Raw genomic sequence first — 17,883 nt, forward strand, 5'->3', positions numbered from 1 at the left:
TTCCTCCTCTATTATGGGAATGGATGGGGATGAGGATTTAGCTCCTCCATTGTTAGTGTGTTTTTTGTAAAGCCAAGTTTCTTAGGGATTTCAAGTACTCTTGATAATCCAGTAAGCCGAGTTAAGTGATGACCAAATGTCATGGGAAGCATACCTGGAATAATCACTTTCACACAGTGTAAATTTTGTTTTTGTAATTCACTTGTAGTTTGATTGACAACAAATATTTCCCTATTTTGTCGGTGGAGAATCTGGATGACATGTTCAAGATCCTCTTTTAAATCAGTTTTTGATACAGGCGGGCAATGGATGTCTTGAAATATCTGAGTGTTTTCCTTTTGCTGGAGTAAAAAATCAAGCCGGTGTTCCGTCTCTGGTATACTGTACAACATCGAATGATCGGGCATTTCTTTTACCAGATGGGGTTTATCGATCATGTTTACATACTTTGCTCGCTGGTTTTCCGCTTTTGCATCTAACGTCAGCATCATACCAGCGAGTTCATGGAGGGCATTTTTCGTCGCTTTAACAGGATCAAAGTGAGTCCCTGCTGCACAGATCAAATGAAATCCTCTGTTCTTCTTGTTTCTAGCTACTGCCCAAATACTAGGAATTCCATGCTCCATTGTCGCGTTAAACAGATGTATTTCATAACCTGCTATTTCATGGATACGATGAAGCATCAAATCTAATTCTGTGTTTCCAGAAGAAAAAGGATCAATTCGAGGCAGCGGCAGCCTAGCATACCATGTCAGCAAAAAAGCATCTCGTTCTAAAACTTCCATGATCCCGTGAAAGATGGCTTCTTCTAGACTTCCTCCTAATGCGCATCCATTGGAAGTTTCATAGACAAATCCTTTGCCGCCCCCAAGGCTGTAGTAAGCCAAAAGCTCTGGAACGAGGATTGGTTTTTGTCTTGTGATACAGTAACTCCAGACCCAATTCATTTTTTTCTCAGGATCAAATGCTTGGAAAGGGAAATCTGGAAAAGCATATTGTTCTTTGGAATGCGTGCCTACTGATAGTGGGTCAAGGGCCTTTTCCTGCAAATGGTAATAATGATCGTGAACAACAATACGGCTTCCTCTTGGCGCAATGCCACAGGAACGTTCCAGCCCTTCAAATATAGCTGTAATTTCACTATCACCGAAGCGGTGTGTTCGGCCAGCAGTTGCTTCTTGGCCAATAGCAAGAGGCAAATATACACTTGCCGAAGCGAAGGGAGATAGGAGATCGTGAACATTTCCCATTAAAACGCCTGTTCGATTTTCGTAATAGGTTTGTTTTAAAGTATTTTTCCATGAATCTAATGATGTAACCCGAAAACTATCTTCCTTTACCTTAGGATTGGATTGCAAATGAATTGCAGCTCTAACAGGGGTGTCATCTGGAAGGGTATTACAAATGTTACAAAGTGGATCTGCAATGATGGTATGTTTACTTGTTTGAAGGGTGTGCAGGTTTACAAATATCATCGTATCTTGGAGGTTCGACTGCTGTTCAAAGATTTGGGATACTTCTTGTAAGAGAAGGTGTTTCAAGTGATGGATTGAGAAGGAAGAAATTTTGGGATCAGCAAAAGCAGGTGGCTCTAGCGATAATTGATGATATAGTTGCCACATTGCTTTGCGATCTTTCGCACTCATTAGCAATCGACGGTCCGCACAATGAAAACAAACTCCCTCAGATTGAACGAACGGACCAATAATACCTTCACCAAACTGGACAAAACAGCGTAACCACGGAATAGAAGTAGAAGAGACGACATGCTGAACTTCCCGATGGAGACGAGCATTCCAATTGTCACTTAGTACAAGCAGTAAATCTGCATCTTTCCACGTTTTGTCCTTCCAAGTTGATCCAAGAGGGAGAATGGTATAGAACATTTCAAATGCTTTAGCAGTAACCGCTGCTAAATGTCCTTCTCCTATAATTCCTATGATCGGTTTTGTCATGATTTTTCCTCCTGAGTTGTCACCGCAACAACAGAGAGGTTTTGGGAGATGATATCTTCCAGTTTTATATCGAATACTTGTAATTGTTTATTTTGTAATTTCAAACGATGAGTAATAGTTTCTAGCGTTTTTTCGATTGATTCCAATGGGATATGCTGATGAAGATGATGATCAATAGATTTATTTTGTACAGAGTGTAACGCTCTGTGCAATGCAGTTTGCAAGGCCATGTCAGTATGCAATCCCACACTGCCAAACCAAGAATTATTTACTTCTACCCAGCCAATAGGAAAGCCATAGATGTGATCCTCTAAGTATAAGGTAGGATGTGCACCCAATAGGCTGAGGCACTCTGCAAAATACTTGCTGGTCTCTCCCTTCCGTTGTATTTTTTGCGGATGAGTAGGTCTGTTTTTTCTACCTGCTTCCAAGTGCTTGAGAAAAGCACGGCAAATTGCTTCTTGACGATTTTCCCCGACTCCAATTGCTACTTTTCCTTTTAGATCGTGTGCGATTTCTGGAAACAGAGAAGCGTATGCTTCTAAGCCGCTTAACCCTGCTTCACGACGTGCTTCTAAATGTGTTAATGCTGAACAAATAATTGGGGTGGTCTGCTGTTTATCAAGTGGATCAGCTATTTCTACAAGACATTGCGATAAGGGTAACTGCAACAAATTTTCTGGTCCAAGAGATCGAAATATTCCTGTTTCCTCAGAGGTGATAGGAGCAAAGATACTTTGTATATGAGTTGTTTGAGAAGAAGACAACCATTCAGTTGAAGCTAATGGTTTTATTGTTTCATTGGTCTTATGTGTGAGTGGATGAGATAAAAAAGAATGCCATTTGCCTTCTAGAGTCTGCATATCAAGCAAGAAAACTTGGCGGTTTTCTAATGGAATCACTCCATTGACTAGTTGAAACCAGCGGAAGGATAGGAGGTTTGCAAGGATAGATATTGCAGTATGATTGATTTCTTTGTTAATGCTGTCTGATGTTTTCGCCAGTCTACGCCATGCAGATTCCCAATCTATTATCGGTCCTACCATTCCTGTGTTTTGATAGGTGATAGCAGGTATAAAATGTTTGTTTTCTTGCTCACAAAGTGTTGCTAGGTCTATTATTTGCTCTGCATCTGACTCTGTTCCTACAAATAAAACAGAGTCATAGGGCTGTATTATTTTTGCCCAAGGATGTATATCATCTTGTGTGATATCAGTGATCTTTACCGCGGAGTCTGTTTCTAGATATCTCATACGTTCCATATTTGTGTTCGATTTATTAGTAAGAAAAAGAGCAATCTTTTGGAGTCCGGATTCAATCAGGGAAGATATCAGCGAAGTGAGAAAGGAACCATGCCCAATAACTAGTAGATTTGCATGTCGATATTTTTCAAAGTGATGAGCACCAGAGCCGACATGATGATCTAAGTAAACAATTTGTGACTGATAGCATTTCATTAGCTTTTCACTTAAGGTATGCGGTTTATCTTTGCTGATATCTCGAATAAATCCTTCTTGTAGCAATAGGTTTGAAAGTTCATAAACTCTCTGCTGGTGAGTATCAGGTAATCCCTCTGTTATTTCTTGCAAGGTATGGGTACCATCCAGCATGGGGATTAGTCTTTCCATCCATTGGTATACATTGGAACCTTGCATTCGGAAGGAATGTCTGTGGTTGCGAAAATATATACCGCCTTCTGAATCAGGAACATAGTAGGTATCTTGATTTGCTTTTAATCGTGCAGTTGGAAGCATAGTGAACATTGATTTATCCTCACCCCTAAAAAGCAACTATTTCTTTATATTATGTAGAGATATTTGTCTACTTGCCCTATAAAAAATAGCCCTGAATAACAGGGCGCCGATAATGTTGAAAACTCTTTAGAAAAATGGGAAGAAGGGAAAGAATGGAAATAGAGGTGCACAACCTCCGCAACCGCCACAACCGCCACAACCACCACAGCCACCACAACGTCGGAAACCGCCACATCCACCACAACCGCCACATCGGAATCCACAGCGTTGTGCTAATTCTAAATCTTCATGCTGCCCATATTGCTCAAGTTGCTCATATTGTTCATATTGTTCCATGTACTCATGCCAGGGTGTCACTTCGCCTTTGCTATATTCGTCAACACTAAGTTCTTGAATTTCCTTTTGAAATTCGCTCATTTGTCCAACCTCCAACAAGCATGTTTTCGGGAGGTAAGTCGTGATAATAGCCCTCCTCGACAAGATATATGTATGATGAGAAAAGAATTAGGTGACTAAACAAAATGAATAATTGTTATTCACAAAAAGTGTTCAATTTGGTCTCTCTATGGTATATTTATGTAAATTGATTTAATATTGTCTTTGTTATCATTTCATTCATAACCATCTTAAAAGTAAATCACTTTTAATAAGTGATCACATAAAAATTTATGAAATTACAATGACAGCGCTGTCATTTTTGTAATATAAAATATCGGAATAGTGGGTTGACAATCGAAAAGTGTGATCGATATAATAACACCTAAATAATAAAAAATAACTGTATTTCTCAAAACTTAAAAACAAATTAAATGGAATTTATAAAAACAATGACGAGGATATAAGTGATTTGCCAATACGCGTTACAGAGAATTTGGGATTTGCTGAGACCCAAAACCGTAAGTATTTTGCTTCTCACCTCTGAGTTACATGTCGAAAGAGTAAAGGCTTACTTGAGTAGATCATGATCGGTTGTCACCGTTATCGACCGAGTACACATGTACTTGATGAGACTGTATGCTGTGAAGCATCAGTGAACTTGGGTGGTACCACGAACTGTTCGTCCCAATTGGTGATATTCTTCACTTGGGATCGTACGGTTTTTTTTATTTGGAAAAAAGGAGGAATTACTTTGGCTCCCCAATTGGAATCAAAGACAAGTTCTATTGATTTGGATGAAAAAAAGTACACAGGGTCTGAAATTTTGCTTCGTTCTCTAGTAGAAGAAGGAGTAGACATGATTTTTGGTTATCCTGGGGGTGCAGTCCTTCCTATTTATGATTCGCTGTATGATGGTCATGTTCGTCATATGTTGGCAAGACATGAACAAGGTGCAATCCATGCAGCAGATGGTTATGCGAGAGCTACAGGTAAACCAGGTGTTGTAATGGCTACTTCAGGTCCAGGTGCTACCAACTTGGTAACAGGGATCGCTACAGCGATGATGGATTCTATTCCTCTAGTTTGTATTACGGGGAATGTGCCACTTAGTCTATTGGGAACAGATGCATTTCAAGAAGCTGACATTACAGGTATAACGATGCCGATTACGAAACATAACTATCTCGTCAGAAGTGTTGATGAGATTCCGATAGTCGTAAAAGAAGCTTTTACAATTGCTGTAACAGGAAGACCAGGACCAGTTCTAATTGATATTCCAAAAGATGTATCTCAGGCTGTCAGCACCTTTTCTTATCCAGAAAAAGCGGAGATTAGAGGGTTACATGCTCCAGAGAAACCGAGTCAAGTTCAAATCTCCCGCCTTCATCAAGTAATTCAGCAAGCTGAGCGTCCTGTGATTTTAGCTGGCGGTGGAGTAGTTCGAGCAAATGCACAAGCAGAACTGATTGAATTTGCTGAAAAATCCAACATACCTGTAACCACAACGTTAATGGGATTGGGTGGATTTCCTAGCAGAAACCCGCTTTGGCTAGGGATGCCAGGAATGCATGGGACTTATGCCGCCAACCACGCATTGCTAGAGTGTGATCTGTTGATTGGAATCGGAGCCCGGTTTGATGACCGTGTGACGATGGGGAGAATCGATAAATTTGCTACTGGTGCTAAAATTATTCATATCGACATTGATCCAGCAGAAATTGATAAAAACGTACACACTTATGTGCCAATTGTTGGTGATGTCAAAGAAGTATTAGCTGCTGCAAACAATCAATTACCTTCTGCTGACTCGAGTAACTGGTTGAGCCTCTGTGATTCTTGGAAAAAGGAATATCCATTGCAGTATAACGATTCAGATGAAAATGGCTTAAAACCTCAATGGGTAATTGAACATTTAGATGAGACAACAGAAGGAAAGGCCATTGTAGCAACAGATGTTGGACAACATCAAATGTGGGTAGCTCAGTATTATCAATTTTCTGAACCCCGCTCGTTGCTTTCCTCTGGAGGACTTGGAACGATGGGCTTTGGTTTTCCAGCTGCTATCGGAGCACAACTAGCATATCCAGATCGTACGGTTATCGCTGTAACTGGTGATGGTGGTTTTCAAATGACAGCCCAAGAGTTGGCTGTTATCGCATTAGAAAAAATCCCTGTAAAAATAGTGATCATCAACAATCAATGTTTGGGTATGGTACGTCAGTGGCAAGAAGTATTTTATAAAGAGCGTTACAGTGAAGTAGACTTATCTGGAAGCCCTGATTTTGTAAAACTTGCAGATGCTTATGGTGTGAAAGCTTGGCGTGCGAAGAACAAAGAAGAAGCGATACAAGCTTGGAAAGAAGCATTGGAACATCCAGGACCAGCAGTACTTGATTTCTGGGTAAATCCAAATGAAAATGTATATCCAATGGTTGCTCCAGGAACAGGATTAGATGAGATGATGATGGGAGATGAAGAGCAATGAGGCATATTTTCTCTGTATTAGTGAATAATCGCCCACGCGTCTTAGCTCGTGTCTCCAGTCTTCTGGGACAACGTAACTTTAATATTGAAAGCATCAGTGTAGGGAAATCAGAAGAGAAAAATTTATCTCGGATGATCATCGTCACCGGCGGTGATGAGCGAACCCTCAATCAATTGTCCAAACAATTGTCCAAATTAATTGATGTTATTGAAGTGAAAACCATCACAGAAACAACTAGTGTAGAGCGTGAATTGATGCTCATTCGAGTAGCAGCTGAACCAAATGTACGAATGGAAATTCAAGGGATTGTTGATCCGTTTCGGGCAAATGTTGTAGATGTGGGACATGATTCTATCATGCTGCAAGCTACAGGAGATAGAGCGAAATTAGACACTTTGACAGAGCTGCTTCGGCCATATAATATTTTGGAAATTGCCCGTACTGGTGTAATTGCACTTAGTCGGGAAATAGATAAAATTTCACTTACAACTGTTATCTAAAGAATTTAAAAATCTGGGGGAATAAAAAACATGAGTAAAATGTATTATGAAGGCGATGCAAATCTACATCTTTTCAGTGGCAAAACAGTAGCAGTAGTTGGATATGGCAGTCAAGGACATGCACAAGCACAAAACTTGCGTGATAGTGGTGTAAAGGTTGTAATCGGACTGCGCCCTGGAAATTCATGGGAGCAAGCGGAAAACGATGGTTTTCAAGTTTTTCCAGTTGATGAGGCAGCTAAGCAAGCAGATGTAATCCAAATTTTGTTGCCAGATGAGCATCAGAAAAAGGTATATGAAACACAGATCAAAGAGAATTTGGAAGCTGGAAATGTATTGATGTTCTCTCATGGATTTAACATTCATTTCGGACAAATTGTAGCTCCAAATGATGTGGATGTTATCCTAGTTGCACCAAAATCACCTGGACATTTGGTTCGCCGTGTCTATCAAGAAGGGTTTGGAGTTCCATCCTTGATCGCTGTTCACCAAGATGCGAGTGGAACTGCAAAAGATGTGGCTCTTGCTTATTGTAAAGGAATTGGAAGTACCCGCGCAGGTGTTATCGAAACGACATTCAAAGAAGAGACTGAAACAGACCTATTTGGAGAGCAAGCCGTACTTTGTGGCGGGGTGACTGAACTCGTGAAAAATGGGTTTGAAACACTAGTCAATGCAGGTTACCAGCCAGAAATCGCATATTTTGAGTGTCTGCACGAGCTGAAGTTGATTGTCGACCTCATGTATGAAAAAGGTCTAAGCGGAATGCGCTATTCTATCAGTGATACTGCTGAATATGGAGATTATGTAAGTGGAAAACGCGTAGTAGGAGCTCCTTCTCGCCAAGCGATGGAACAAGTTTTGAAAGAAATCCAAGATGGAACTTTCGCTAACAATTGGATCGCAGAAAACCAAAATGGTCGTCCAGAATTCAACAAAATCGCAGCTAGTGAAAAGGAACATGCTATCGAGCAGGTAGGAAGCAAACTTCGCCAAATGATGGTTTGGGTAAACAAAGAGCCAATTGGTTCCAAAAACTAAAAAATAAGTAGAAAAGGAGGAGCAACGAAAAATGCGGATGATTCAGATTTTTGATACCACTTTGCGTGATGGAGAGCAGTCACCTGGTGTTACGCTAACAAAGGGAGAGAAGGTGGAGATCGCCCTCCAACTCGAGCGACTTGGTGTGAATCTTATTGAAGCAGGATTCGCTGCTTCTTCACCTGGAGACCGGCAAGCAATCACAGCAGTTGGGAAAGCAGTAAAAAATGCAACTGTTCTAAGTTTGGCACGTTGTGTGGAACGGGATATCGATCATTCTTGGGAAGTTTTGCGAGAAGCTAATGCTCCCGCGATTCATTTGTTTATCGCTACTTCCCCCATACATCGTGAGTTTAAGCTTAAGATGAGCAAAGAGCAGGTGATGGAGCAAGCTCTAGCTGCAATTCGCTATGCAAAACGTTATTTTTCTATGATCGAGTTTTCCTTTGAAGATGGAGGAAGAACAGAGATCGACTTTTTGACGCAAATGACAAGAGCTGTGGTCGCAGCTGGCGCGAATATTGTCAATATCCCAGATACTGTCGGTTATTTGGCTCCGATGGAGTACGGAAACATCTTTCGTACGATAAAAGAACGAGTTCCTGAGACAGAAAGTGTCATTTTAAGTGCGCACTGTCATGATGATTTAGGGATGGCTGTCGCCAATAGTTTAGGTGCGATTGAAGGCGGGGCTGGACAAATAGAAGGAACGATCAATGGTATTGGAGAACGCGCAGGGAACGCAGCGATTGAAGAAGTTGTGATGGCTTTGAAAACAAGGGCTGCACACTATCAAGCACAGACCACTATCAATCATCAAGAGATCAGTCGTACCAGCCGTTTGGTTAGCAAGTTGACAGGTATGGTCGTTCCGGGAAATAAAGCAATTGTTGGGGCGAATGCATTTGCTCATGAATCGGGAATTCACCAAGACGGTATGTTAAAACACCCTGAAACCTATGAGATCATGACACCAAAAACCGTAGGTTTGGAAGAGAGCCGTTTGGTATTGGGCAAGCATTCAGGTCGACATGCATTTAAAGATAAACTAATTCAATTGGGTTATCCTCAAGACGAACAACAAATCAATCATTTGTTTGAACGGTTTAAAAACTTAGCTGATCGCAAAAAAGAAGTTTTAGATGAAGATATCATTGCTTTAATAGAAGAAAAAATTGGAGAGAGGTCAGAATATTTCCGGCTGCTTTCTTTCCAACTATCTTATGGCAGTCATGCAGTACCTACTGCTACCTTGCGTATAGAAGAAGCGTCTGGTGAAGTCAAAGAAGAGGCTGCTTGTGGAAATGGTTCGGTCGATGCCATTTTCAAAACGGTAGATCGAATTACGAATGAAGAAGTGGAACTAGCTGACTATCGGATTCATTCGGTTACACATGGTAAAGATGCACAAGGAGAAGTATCCATACAACTCAAACAAGGGAATCTTACCGTTCGAGGTCGCGGTGTGAGCACAGATATTTTGGAAGCAAGTGCTCGGGCTTATATTGATGCAGTAAACCGCATAGTAGCCAGAAGAACGGATCGAGAACCAGAGGGTGTATTAGAAACTGCTGCTCTGTCAAAGGGGGTGTGAGGATTGGGAACAAATAAAGATATAGTAGTGATACCCGGTGATGGAGTAGGAACAGAAGTAATGACAGCGGCACTTGCTGTATTGGATGTGGTACAAAAAAAGTATAACTATGACTTTACCTACCATGAGGCACTTGCTGGTGGTATTGCTACCGATACAGTAGGGGTTCCTTTACCAGAGGAAACACTAGAAAGAGCAAAAAGAGCAGATGCGATTTTGTTTGGAGCTGTAGGCGGGCCAAAATGGGATAACCATCCCCCTCATCTGCGACCTGAACAAGCATTACTTGGATTGCGCAAAGAATTAGGACTTTACTCCAATTTACGACCGATTGTCCTCTTCCCGGGATTAGAAGAAAGTTCGACCTTAAAAGCCGAAGTCATCCAAGGTGTCGATTTTGTTGTCGTCCGTGAGTTGACTGGTGGTATATACTTTGGTGACAAACGAAGAGCCAAAGACAGTGAGGGAAAAGAATATGCTTCTGATCTTCTTCTCTACCATGAGGATGAGATTGAGAGAATCGTACGCCTCGCCTTCCAAATGGCTCAAAATCGCCAAAAACAGCTCACTTCTGTAGATAAAGCGAATGTACTCGAAAGTTCACGACTATGGAGAACGGTAGTAGACCGGGTGAAGGCAGATTATCCAGATGTAAATGTGGAGCATATGTTAGTGGATAACTGTGCAATGCAGCTCGTTCGCCGTCCAGCTTCCTTTGATGTCATTGTAACAGAGAATATGTTTGGAGACATTTTGAGCGATGAAGCAGCAATACTCACTGGATCGATTGGGATGTTGCCTTCTGCTAGCTTAGGAGAAGGCTCACTTGGGTTTTACGAACCTGTTCATGGCTCAGCTCCGGATATCGCTGGTCTTGGTATCGCAAATCCAACGGCAATGATCCTATCGATGGCGATGATGCTTCGCTACTCTTTCCAAGATGAACTGGCAGCTGCTGATGTAGAAAAAGCGGTAGAGCAAGTTCTACATATGGGTTATCGTACACAAGATACGAAGACTGATCAGGATAAAACCCTGACTACGATGCAGTTTGCAGAAAAAGTAGCTAGTTTGTTATAAAATAAAAATCCAGCCCTCATGAAGGCTGGATTTTTTCGTATATAAAAATGTAAATACATCAAAATCGGCTGCAATTTTTAGTGGTTGCAATCTGGTTCGTTACAATAACGCATTCAAAGCACCTCCTTTGCAAAAAGGAAATGATTTTCTATTATTATATCAAAGCGGGAAACAATAAAAAAGAATAATGGGAAAATTTATTATCAGAATATTCTTCTGGAATTTCGGCTGGATAGTTTTTGAAAGGTGCAGGATTTATTCTTCTGGAATTACCCAAAATTAATCAGCTGATTTATATTGGGTAAGAGTTTGGGAGAAGAAGTATTTTTTACCTATGTGGTATAATTCATATAAGGTAATAGAAATCAGCTATGGAATGGATTTTATTTCTATTCGGATAAAATGTTGTATTCATGATGTGGAAACCTGAAAAGGTGGGATACGCTGTGGATAAAAAAGATAACTTGCTATCACAATTTAAAAAGCTCCCGACGGAACGCAAAGCCATGATCGCAGAGACAGCTGTTGTAGTGATTGGCTGGTTGGCGAAGAAAGCTGTTCATTACTATCAACATCGGAAGAAGAAAAAGGAAAGCGTTTAAGCTTTCCTTTTTTGTATGGAGAAGATAGTACATATCTTTATTTACAAGCATGCGGTGTTTTCATAAAATAAACGTAAGTCCCCTACTAGGGAAGGACAAGGACATGACCACTCAGGGCACCACTGCCATGGAGACCAGCGAGAAGAAGCTCAACGAGGCATGGAACATCCTCGAATCCCACGCTGAGCTCGCTCCGGAAGAGGAGTTGAGCCACCTCAAGAAGCGATACAAGGCGGTTCGGAAGATGGCTGAGCTTTGTGGAACCCTTGATGAGGAGTTCGGCGAGAACAGCCACATCCTTCTCAGGAATTTCGTGCTCGACGTGCAGGCGGCAGCCCTTGGCTGGCATGCCAGTTGATCTGAGCTGGTTCTGTCACTCCGGGATGAGAGTCCATGCGATAAGCGTGGTGCTCCATCTCGGAGCTGGAAAGCAATCGAAAGTAATATAGATACAAAAACTGCTAAATATGTGGCAGTTGTTTATTTTATTTGTGATATGACCAAAATTTGAGTTATATATTGGTCATATAATATGGTTAGTTTTTATTTTCTATACTTTAAATGTTTACAAATTGACATGGTAGTCTTATACTTTTGATTGTAAGTAATTCCGACTTCTCTTATCGTTTAGATGAGAGAAAGGACTGATATGCTATACACCGACAACCGCCAGAACAAGGTGCTCGACAACTTGATCGATCGTGAGCAGGAGCTGCGAAGGCGTTACAACGTCCACACGCCTGTCATCCCGATGGACAAGCGTCATCTGTTCATTGAGATCGATGAAGGACTGGCGGTGCTCACTGACCAGAAGGTCGGTGTCGTCGTCTGACAAACCTGATCAGTCACCCGGAGTGGAGCAGCGTGTGTGCTCCGCTCCGGGAACCGCATATGATAGGAAGACTTAGATAGATAAAGCTGCCATTTCAATAGAGAAGGTAGCTTTTTTGCATACATATTTTTGTGTGTGAATATATGAAAAGGAAGAAAGATGGGAAGCACAATAGTATTTTTGGATATATACATCTAATATTGGTACATTAGAAAAATGTGGTGATCGCTAAGTATAAAAGAATCCACTGGTAGAAGTGGAATGTATTATATTTCTTCTATTTTGACATTTTAATATTTACATAAATCAATGAATGTCCTATAATTTAATTACCTTGTAACTCCAATGTCTCATTGCGAGACAGAAGGGAACACCACAATGACCACGCTCGAGAGCGACGAGTCGACCTGATGGGTCACCGGCTCAACCAGGATCAGAACCTTTTTTTGACCGCGGTCGCCGCGGACACCATCAGCGCCTGAGACCACGTCGCCGGCGTGTGGCCGGTGGGATCATCGACTATCGTCGATAGATAGTATGAGAGAACCTTATACACCCGCCGGTCAAGCCCCCGATGGTTAGCAGAGCTATATCATCGAGGGCACCCGATAATATGATTCAGCACATAAATACGAAAGCTGCCATAATCAAATGATATGGTAGCTTTTTGTTTGTTTACATCTGATCTTTTTTCTAGAAATTTCACTTTGTAGATATAGGGAAGTTCTACTTCTCATAGTAGCCTTCTCAATGGGAAAATTTCAAATAGACGGTGCATCCCATTATTGTGCCTTCGTAACTACTATAGTTTACTTGGGCACCAAAGCCCTTATCGATGATGAGATTGAAATCTTCTTCAATTCGTTGTGTGGTCAATGTTATTAAATCTACATTTAAGGAATTAGATGAAAGTGATTTATCATTAAATTTTGCTAATTTGACATTTTTATATTTACAAAAAACAAAGACTGCAATATAATCAAATCAGACACAAAAAGCCTCTCAACTTGAGAAAGGTTCAACATGACCACGACCGCGCAGATGGAGCCGACCGAGATGAAGTCCGAGACGACCGCCGGGACCGCCGCCGACCCGACCGACCAGTTCGAGACGACCGCCGGCACCGCCACCGATCCGACCGACCAGTTCGAGACGACCGTCGGCACCGCCACCGATCCGACCGACCAGTTCGAGACGACCGCCGGCACCGCCACCGATCCGACCGACCAGTTCGAGACGACCGCCGGCACCGCCACCGATCCGACCGACCAGTTCGAGACGACCGCCGGCACCGCCAACACGACGTCGTACACGACCGGCATCGTCGCCGACCCGACGGCCGCCGCGGCCACCATCTCCGGCTGACGCCGGCGTGGGAATGGGGCCGGCGGGTTGATGCGGACTAACCGTATCAACCCGCCGCCCCACCCCGGGACGGAGGACACGAGAAATCGTGGACTCCGCCCCGGACCCTGTATAAAATGTTTGAATAAATAGATACAAAAGCTGCCATACTCAAATGAGATGGCAGCTTTTGTTTTACATCTGATCTGCTTTTCTAGCAATTTCACTTCGATAAATATAGGGAAGTTCTACTTCTCCATAGTAGTCTTCACCGCGGAAAACTTCGGATAGACGACGCATCCCATTATTGTGGCCTTCGTAACTACTATGGTCTACTTGGGTATCGAAGTCTCCATCGATGATGAGTTTGGAATCTTCACCAATCCGCTGTACAGCCAGTTTCATTAAATCTACATCTAAGTTTTGGGCTTCGATGATATAGACGATTGCTCGAAGTCCAGTTGTATCAAAGCCGCGAATATCACTAAATGGCAAGAGTAACAGTTTGGGCGGTTCTTTTTCTTTGCCCTTTAACAATTCTTCAACGATCATTTTATCTCCAAATTTGCTGCATAACATCGAACCGATCGCAGAATCCATGATCTTTTCATCTCTTGTTCCCGGATAAAAGCCAAGTTTGGCGCTGTTTCGAGAAGCCATCGGATTTACAAAACAAATCAAGCGGTCATACTTGCCTTTTTCGATTTCCCGCATGGCATAACTCAGAGCAATTAATGATTTCCCTGAACCTGCTTTTCCTTTGATCATGGTGATGGTGTTAGAACGTAAACTATCGAGCGCACAGCGTTGATAGGCATCTTTTGGAGAAAATTTGCCAAAATAGGTAGTATCAAACCCTCTTGGCCGCACATAGACATGTGTTTCCCCTGTCCACTTTAATAGATCAGCATAGTTTTCCCCATCTTTAACTACCAAGTATTGATTGTTCAAAAGTCCGAAATGATTCTGATCGAGATTGTGGCATAGTGCAGTATATCTTTCATCTTCTACATCACATTCTAAGTAGCCCTCGTATCGTTCTTCTTGTGATACAAGTTCCAACAAAGGAATTTTAAACCCTCTTGCTTTTTGTTTAAGGAGCAAATCATACGTGATTAATCCATATTGATTGTCGATACAACACTGCAAAATTTTATTATCAGCATAATGAGCATCGAAGTCACTTCCAAGCTCAACGGTATAATCTTTTACATCGAATAAGATGTCAGCATGATGATGTTCCAAATAGCGAGTAGCAGCACGTGCGTGGAAGGCAAGCGCTTGATTCTGCGATAGTTTGTGTTTTTCTAACTCTCGTAAAACCATAGAGGGAATGACAATATGCTCATGATCGAGTTTTTCCATACTGTTTAATAATACATTGGTATCGACTACATATCTCATGGAGGCGAGTATCCCCCGTTCTTAGATTATTATTTTCAGTTTCTCCCATTTCACAAAAAACTGTTTATGCATTTTTTGGTAGATAAAAGGAAACTTTATTTACTTCATCTTGTGCAGATTGAGCTTCTATGAATCAGGCAAGAAATTAATAGAAAGAAACAGTGGAGGTAGGTAGTGATAGCTTTCAATATCTTTTATTTTATGACAAAAGAGAGAGTTGGAACCAGTTCTTTTATCTAAATTTTAGCGAAAAAGAGGAATCCATCGATTCCTCTCTTCTTATTGTTTTACAACTACTGGTGTGGGTTTGGATGTGCTGTTGGAAAAAGGTTGTTTAAGGGCTTCTTTTTGTCCGTTTTCCCATAATTCTTCTACTTTGGCTAATTCTTCAGCAGTAAAGGCTGTTTTTTCACTTGCTTCTGCAAACTCTTTTAAATTTGCTTCACTTGTAATGTTTGGTAATACCGATTTGATTGCAGAACTAGCAAGCGAATAAAGAATAGCAGCTTGTCCGATTGTGCGGTCTGTTTCTTTGTAGAGGAAGCTCCAATCGCGAACTGCTTGTACACCAGCTTGCATCCATTTTACCGGTCTATGGTTACGATGGTCTGATTTATCAAAGTGTTTGTCAGGATCATAAGAACCATCGAGCAGTCCAGAAGCGTGTGGAACACGTGCGATCAAAGAAGTGCCAGCTTCTTCCGCTGCTTTAATCAAGTCTCTTGCAGGGTCTTGCTCGATTAAGTTATTGATGATCTGAGCCATGTCCATTTTTTGTTTCAAAATGGTAGCAAGCCCTTCTTCTCTCCAGCCGATATCTGGTCCTAGAGCAACTCCGTAACTTCTAATTTTTCCTTCTTCTTTCAAGCGTTCTAACGTTTCCATCACTTCATCACTGATGATAGCTTCCATACGAGCATTGTGCAGTTGGTACACATCAATAGTCTCGATATTTAAGCGTTTCAGGCTTGCTTCACATGATTTGCGAATGGATTCTTTGTCCCAGTATTGAGGTAGTTCGCTATGCCCGCCATGACGATCTCCCCGTTTTGCAAAAATGTCATATCCAAATTTAGTTGCGATGACAACTTTATCGAGTAAACCTTCGAGTGCTTCTGCAAGCAAAGTTTCCCCTTTGCCTTGTCCATATACATCAGCTGTATCAAAAAAAGTAATTCCATAATTTTCATAAGCCGATCTAAGTAATTTTTTTGCTAATGTTTCATCTTTCACTCCCCACCAAGGTGTAGCGACAGACCAAACGCCAAAGCCTACTTCTGAAACTTTTTTATCTACGTTTTTCATTGAACGATATTTCATCAAATATCCTCCTTGTTCTAACAAACACAAGTATGTAATTTAGCATTTTTAACAAATTCATTGTATCACATTGCATAGCCTAACACTTTATCATGCACAATAACAAGATGAACTACTCCAATTATTTTCCTACAGATTAGAAGGTGAAATTTTTCACTATCCCTGATATTATTTTCTTTGTATACTCAAATAAACTTGATACAAACAAACAATAGAGGTGAAGTCGGTGGCGAATAAGAAAAAATCCCGAGACATGCAAGGTTTAGTGGTAGTTACTATTCTCGTATTAGTACTGGCACTTGGAGTTTATGGGGTAATCAATCAATTTACAGGAAGCAAACAAGAGGCTACGGACAAAGTAACTCCGATTGATTATAAAGGACAACCTTTCTTAGGGAAAGAAAATGCGCCTGTTAAAATTATGGAATTTGGCGATTTTAAATGTCCAGTTTGTAAGCAGTTCCATGAATCCATATTTCCACAATTGAAAAAGGATTTTATCGATACGGGTAAAGTTTCTTTCTATTTTACGAATACGCAAGTAATCGGCCCTGATTCGTTGACAGCTGGTGAAGCTGGAGAAGCTGTATTTAAACAAAATCCTCAAGCTTTTTGGAAATATTATGACACAGTTTACAGCAATCAAGGAAATGAAACTGTAGAGTGGGCAACACCTGCATTTCTCGTTGATTTGATTAAGAAGAATATACCAGAAGTAGATGCAAAAAAAGTTTCAGATGATTTATCAAAGAAAACATTCCAAAAACAAACACAAGAAGATAATACAAAATTCAATAATACAGGGATCACAGGGGTACCAGCTATCTTTGTGAATGGTAAGTATATTCAAAATGGTTTATCATACAGCGATATTAAAGCTGCGATTGAGAAAGAGTTGAAAGCCAAATGAGATCATTAGCGGATCGTTTTGGTCTGTATTTCGCTTGGTTGGTATCGATTGTAGCCATGGGTGGGAGTCTTTATTTTAGTGAAGTTTTAGGACTTGTTCCCTGTGTTCTTTGCTGGTATCAACGCATTCTCATGTATCCTTTAGTGATTCTTTTGGGAATTGCCACATATCGACAAGATAAAAAAATATCCACTTATGTGTTACCTTTATCTTTGATCGGGTTGGTTATTTCGGCATATCATATTCTTATTCAAACTTTTCCAAACCTAGCTTCAGAAGCAACTTGCAAAGCTGGTGTTCCATGTACCGTCGATTCTCTTCATCTATTTGGTTTTATTACCATTCCAATGTTGGCAGGCACAGCTTTCCTGTTGATCAGTATTAGTATGCTGCTCATGCGTAAATCATAAAATAGGTAAAAAAGTGTGTGTATGTCCATTGCGAATCTTCCTTTTGAACATAAGGTATGAATATAGAGAAAGTGTTACAAAAGGAGGATAACGACATGAGTGGATGTGGATCTTTTGGGTTTTTAGGAACTGGTATCGGAGTTCTTATCGCTATCATTATCATCATTGTCGTGCTAGCCCTTATCTTTGGCTGGTTTAGCTTGGGTGGTTTTGGTGGCTTTGGTGGCTTTGGACCTGGCTTTGGTGGTTTTGGATGTTTTTAAATCCTCCTTTG

At 41.1% G+C, this 17,883-nt stretch carries 17 protein-coding genes; 12 read left to right on the top strand and 5 right to left on the bottom strand.

The annotated features are described in order from the left end of the window. Window positions 1-11: 11 nt before the first annotated feature. The 3 genes from AC5WOE_RS15335 to AC5WOE_RS15345 form a co-directional block, all read right to left on the bottom strand. Entirely contained in the window at window positions 12-1,955 is a 1,944-nt protein-coding gene (locus AC5WOE_RS15335) for a TOMM precursor leader peptide-binding protein (protein ID WP_496049405.1), read from the bottom strand. After that, entirely contained in the window at window positions 1,952-3,718 is a 1,767-nt protein-coding gene (locus tag AC5WOE_RS15340; protein ID WP_496052940.1) for a hypothetical protein, read from the bottom strand. The genes AC5WOE_RS15335 and AC5WOE_RS15340 overlap by 4 nt, the downstream gene beginning before the upstream one ends. Window positions 3,719-3,835: 117 nt before the next feature. Beyond that, the gene (locus tag AC5WOE_RS15345) at window positions 3,836-4,126 is read right to left on the bottom strand and encodes a heterocycloanthracin/sonorensin family bacteriocin (protein ID WP_496049403.1); all 291 of its coding nucleotides are present in this window, start codon (window positions 4,124-4,126) and stop codon (window positions 3,836-3,838) included. Between the two features lie 712 nt (window positions 4,127-4,838). Between AC5WOE_RS15345 and ilvB the strand changes: the two genes are divergently transcribed. The 9 genes from ilvB (at window position 4,839) to AC5WOE_RS15390 (ending at window position 13,586) form a co-directional block, all read left to right on the top strand. After that, window positions 4,839-6,572, top strand: a complete 1,734-nt coding sequence (ilvB, locus tag AC5WOE_RS15350; RefSeq protein WP_496049402.1) for a biosynthetic-type acetolactate synthase large subunit — start codon at window positions 4,839-4,841, stop codon at window positions 6,570-6,572. Continuing rightward, window positions 6,569-7,072, top strand: coding sequence for an acetolactate synthase small subunit (gene ilvN / locus AC5WOE_RS15355; protein ID WP_496049401.1), 504 nt, complete (start codon window positions 6,569-6,571; stop codon window positions 7,070-7,072). The genes ilvB and ilvN overlap by 4 nt, the downstream gene beginning before the upstream one ends. A gap of 30 nt (window positions 7,073-7,102) precedes the next feature. Further along, a complete protein-coding gene (gene ilvC, locus AC5WOE_RS15360; protein WP_496052941.1) occupies window positions 7,103-8,113 on the top strand; it encodes a ketol-acid reductoisomerase in 1,011 nt (336 codons plus the stop codon). Window positions 8,114-8,144: 31 nt separating this feature from the next. Beyond that, window positions 8,145-9,707 (top strand): 2-isopropylmalate synthase, encoded by a 1,563-nt coding sequence (locus AC5WOE_RS15365; protein ID WP_496052942.1) that lies wholly within the window; start codon window positions 8,145-8,147, stop codon window positions 9,705-9,707. 3 nt (window positions 9,708-9,710) lie between these two features. Continuing rightward, window positions 9,711-10,787 (top strand): 3-isopropylmalate dehydrogenase, encoded by a 1,077-nt coding sequence (gene leuB / locus AC5WOE_RS15370; RefSeq protein WP_496052943.1) that lies wholly within the window; start codon window positions 9,711-9,713, stop codon window positions 10,785-10,787. Window positions 10,788-11,233: 446 nt separating this feature from the next. Beyond that, window positions 11,234-11,389 carry a hypothetical protein gene (locus AC5WOE_RS15375; protein ID WP_496049397.1) on the top strand — a complete coding sequence of 52 codons (156 nt, stop codon included), beginning with the start codon at window positions 11,234-11,236 and terminating at the stop codon, window positions 11,387-11,389. A 103-nt stretch (window positions 11,390-11,492) separates the two neighbouring features. Beyond that, window positions 11,493-11,747: a hypothetical protein gene (locus tag AC5WOE_RS15380; RefSeq protein ID WP_496049396.1), complete on the top strand. Its 255-nt coding sequence runs from the start codon at window positions 11,493-11,495 to the stop codon at window positions 11,745-11,747. 291 nt (window positions 11,748-12,038) lie between these two features. Continuing rightward, window positions 12,039-12,221: a hypothetical protein gene (locus AC5WOE_RS15385; protein WP_496049395.1), complete on the top strand. Its 183-nt coding sequence runs from the start codon at window positions 12,039-12,041 to the stop codon at window positions 12,219-12,221. Window positions 12,222-13,244: 1,023 nt separating this feature from the next. Next, the gene (locus AC5WOE_RS15390) at window positions 13,245-13,586 is read left to right on the top strand and encodes a hypothetical protein (protein WP_496052944.1); all 342 of its coding nucleotides are present in this window, start codon (window positions 13,245-13,247) and stop codon (window positions 13,584-13,586) included. A gap of 174 nt (window positions 13,587-13,760) precedes the next feature. Here the strand turns inward: AC5WOE_RS15390 and AC5WOE_RS15395 are convergent, their stop codons facing one another. Both AC5WOE_RS15395 and AC5WOE_RS15400 read right to left on the bottom strand, forming a co-directional pair. Beyond that, window positions 13,761-14,969 carry a PhoH family protein gene (locus AC5WOE_RS15395; protein WP_496049393.1) on the bottom strand — a complete coding sequence of 403 codons (1,209 nt, stop codon included), beginning with the start codon at window positions 14,967-14,969 and terminating at the stop codon, window positions 13,761-13,763. A 279-nt stretch (window positions 14,970-15,248) separates the two neighbouring features. Beyond that, window positions 15,249-16,289, bottom strand: coding sequence for an aldo/keto reductase (locus tag AC5WOE_RS15400; protein WP_496049392.1), 1,041 nt, complete (start codon window positions 16,287-16,289; stop codon window positions 15,249-15,251). 226 nt (window positions 16,290-16,515) lie between these two features. On the opposite strand from AC5WOE_RS15400, the gene AC5WOE_RS15405 reads away from it, so the two are divergent. The 3 genes from AC5WOE_RS15405 to AC5WOE_RS15415 all read left to right on the top strand — a co-directional run bounded on the left by AC5WOE_RS15405 (window position 16,516) and on the right by AC5WOE_RS15415 (window position 17,872). Further along, window positions 16,516-17,199 carry a DsbA family protein gene (locus AC5WOE_RS15405; RefSeq protein ID WP_496049391.1) on the top strand — a complete coding sequence of 228 codons (684 nt, stop codon included), beginning with the start codon at window positions 16,516-16,518 and terminating at the stop codon, window positions 17,197-17,199. Next, window positions 17,196-17,609 carry a disulfide oxidoreductase gene (locus AC5WOE_RS15410; protein WP_496049390.1) on the top strand — a complete coding sequence of 138 codons (414 nt, stop codon included), beginning with the start codon at window positions 17,196-17,198 and terminating at the stop codon, window positions 17,607-17,609. Before AC5WOE_RS15405 ends, AC5WOE_RS15410 begins: the two co-directional genes overlap by 4 nt. A 95-nt stretch (window positions 17,610-17,704) precedes the next feature. Next, complete coding sequence (locus AC5WOE_RS15415) at window positions 17,705-17,872, top strand: hypothetical protein (protein WP_496049389.1); 168 nt, start codon at window positions 17,705-17,707, stop codon at window positions 17,870-17,872. The last annotated feature ends 11 nt before the right edge of the window (window positions 17,873-17,883 follow it).

The organism is Shimazuella sp. NTD248 (assembly GCF_059510395.1).

Bases quoted from the DNA above. Each gene is read 5' to 3' on its own strand.
- AC5WOE_RS15335 (WP_496049405.1), bottom strand. From the start codon at position 1,955: ATGACAAAACCGATCATAGGAATTATAGGAGAAGGACATTTAGCAGCG.
- AC5WOE_RS15340 (WP_496052940.1), bottom strand. From the start codon at position 3,718: ATGTTCACTATGCTTCCAACTGCACGATTAAAAGCAAATCAAGATACC.
- AC5WOE_RS15345 (WP_496049403.1), bottom strand. From the start codon at position 4,126: ATGAGCGAATTTCAAAAGGAAATTCAAGAACTTAGTGTTGACGAATAT.
- ilvN (WP_496049401.1), top strand. From the start codon at position 6,569: ATGAGGCATATTTTCTCTGTATTAGTGAATAATCGCCCACGCGTCTTA.
- ilvC (WP_496052941.1), top strand. From the start codon at position 7,103: ATGAGTAAAATGTATTATGAAGGCGATGCAAATCTACATCTTTTCAGT.
- AC5WOE_RS15365 (WP_496052942.1), top strand. From the start codon at position 8,145: ATGCGGATGATTCAGATTTTTGATACCACTTTGCGTGATGGAGAGCAG.
- AC5WOE_RS15380 (WP_496049396.1), top strand. From the start codon at position 11,493: ATGACCACTCAGGGCACCACTGCCATGGAGACCAGCGAGAAGAAGCTC.
- AC5WOE_RS15385 (WP_496049395.1), top strand. From the start codon at position 12,039: ATGCTATACACCGACAACCGCCAGAACAAGGTGCTCGACAACTTGATC.
- AC5WOE_RS15390 (WP_496052944.1), top strand. From the start codon at position 13,245: ATGACCACGACCGCGCAGATGGAGCCGACCGAGATGAAGTCCGAGACG.
- AC5WOE_RS15395 (WP_496049393.1), bottom strand. From the start codon at position 14,969: ATGAGATATGTAGTCGATACCAATGTATTATTAAACAGTATGGAAAAA.
- AC5WOE_RS15400 (WP_496049392.1), bottom strand. From the start codon at position 16,289: ATGAAATATCGTTCAATGAAAAACGTAGATAAAAAAGTTTCAGAAGTA.
- AC5WOE_RS15410 (WP_496049390.1), top strand. From the start codon at position 17,196: ATGAGATCATTAGCGGATCGTTTTGGTCTGTATTTCGCTTGGTTGGTA.
- AC5WOE_RS15415 (WP_496049389.1), top strand. From the start codon at position 17,705: ATGAGTGGATGTGGATCTTTTGGGTTTTTAGGAACTGGTATCGGAGTT.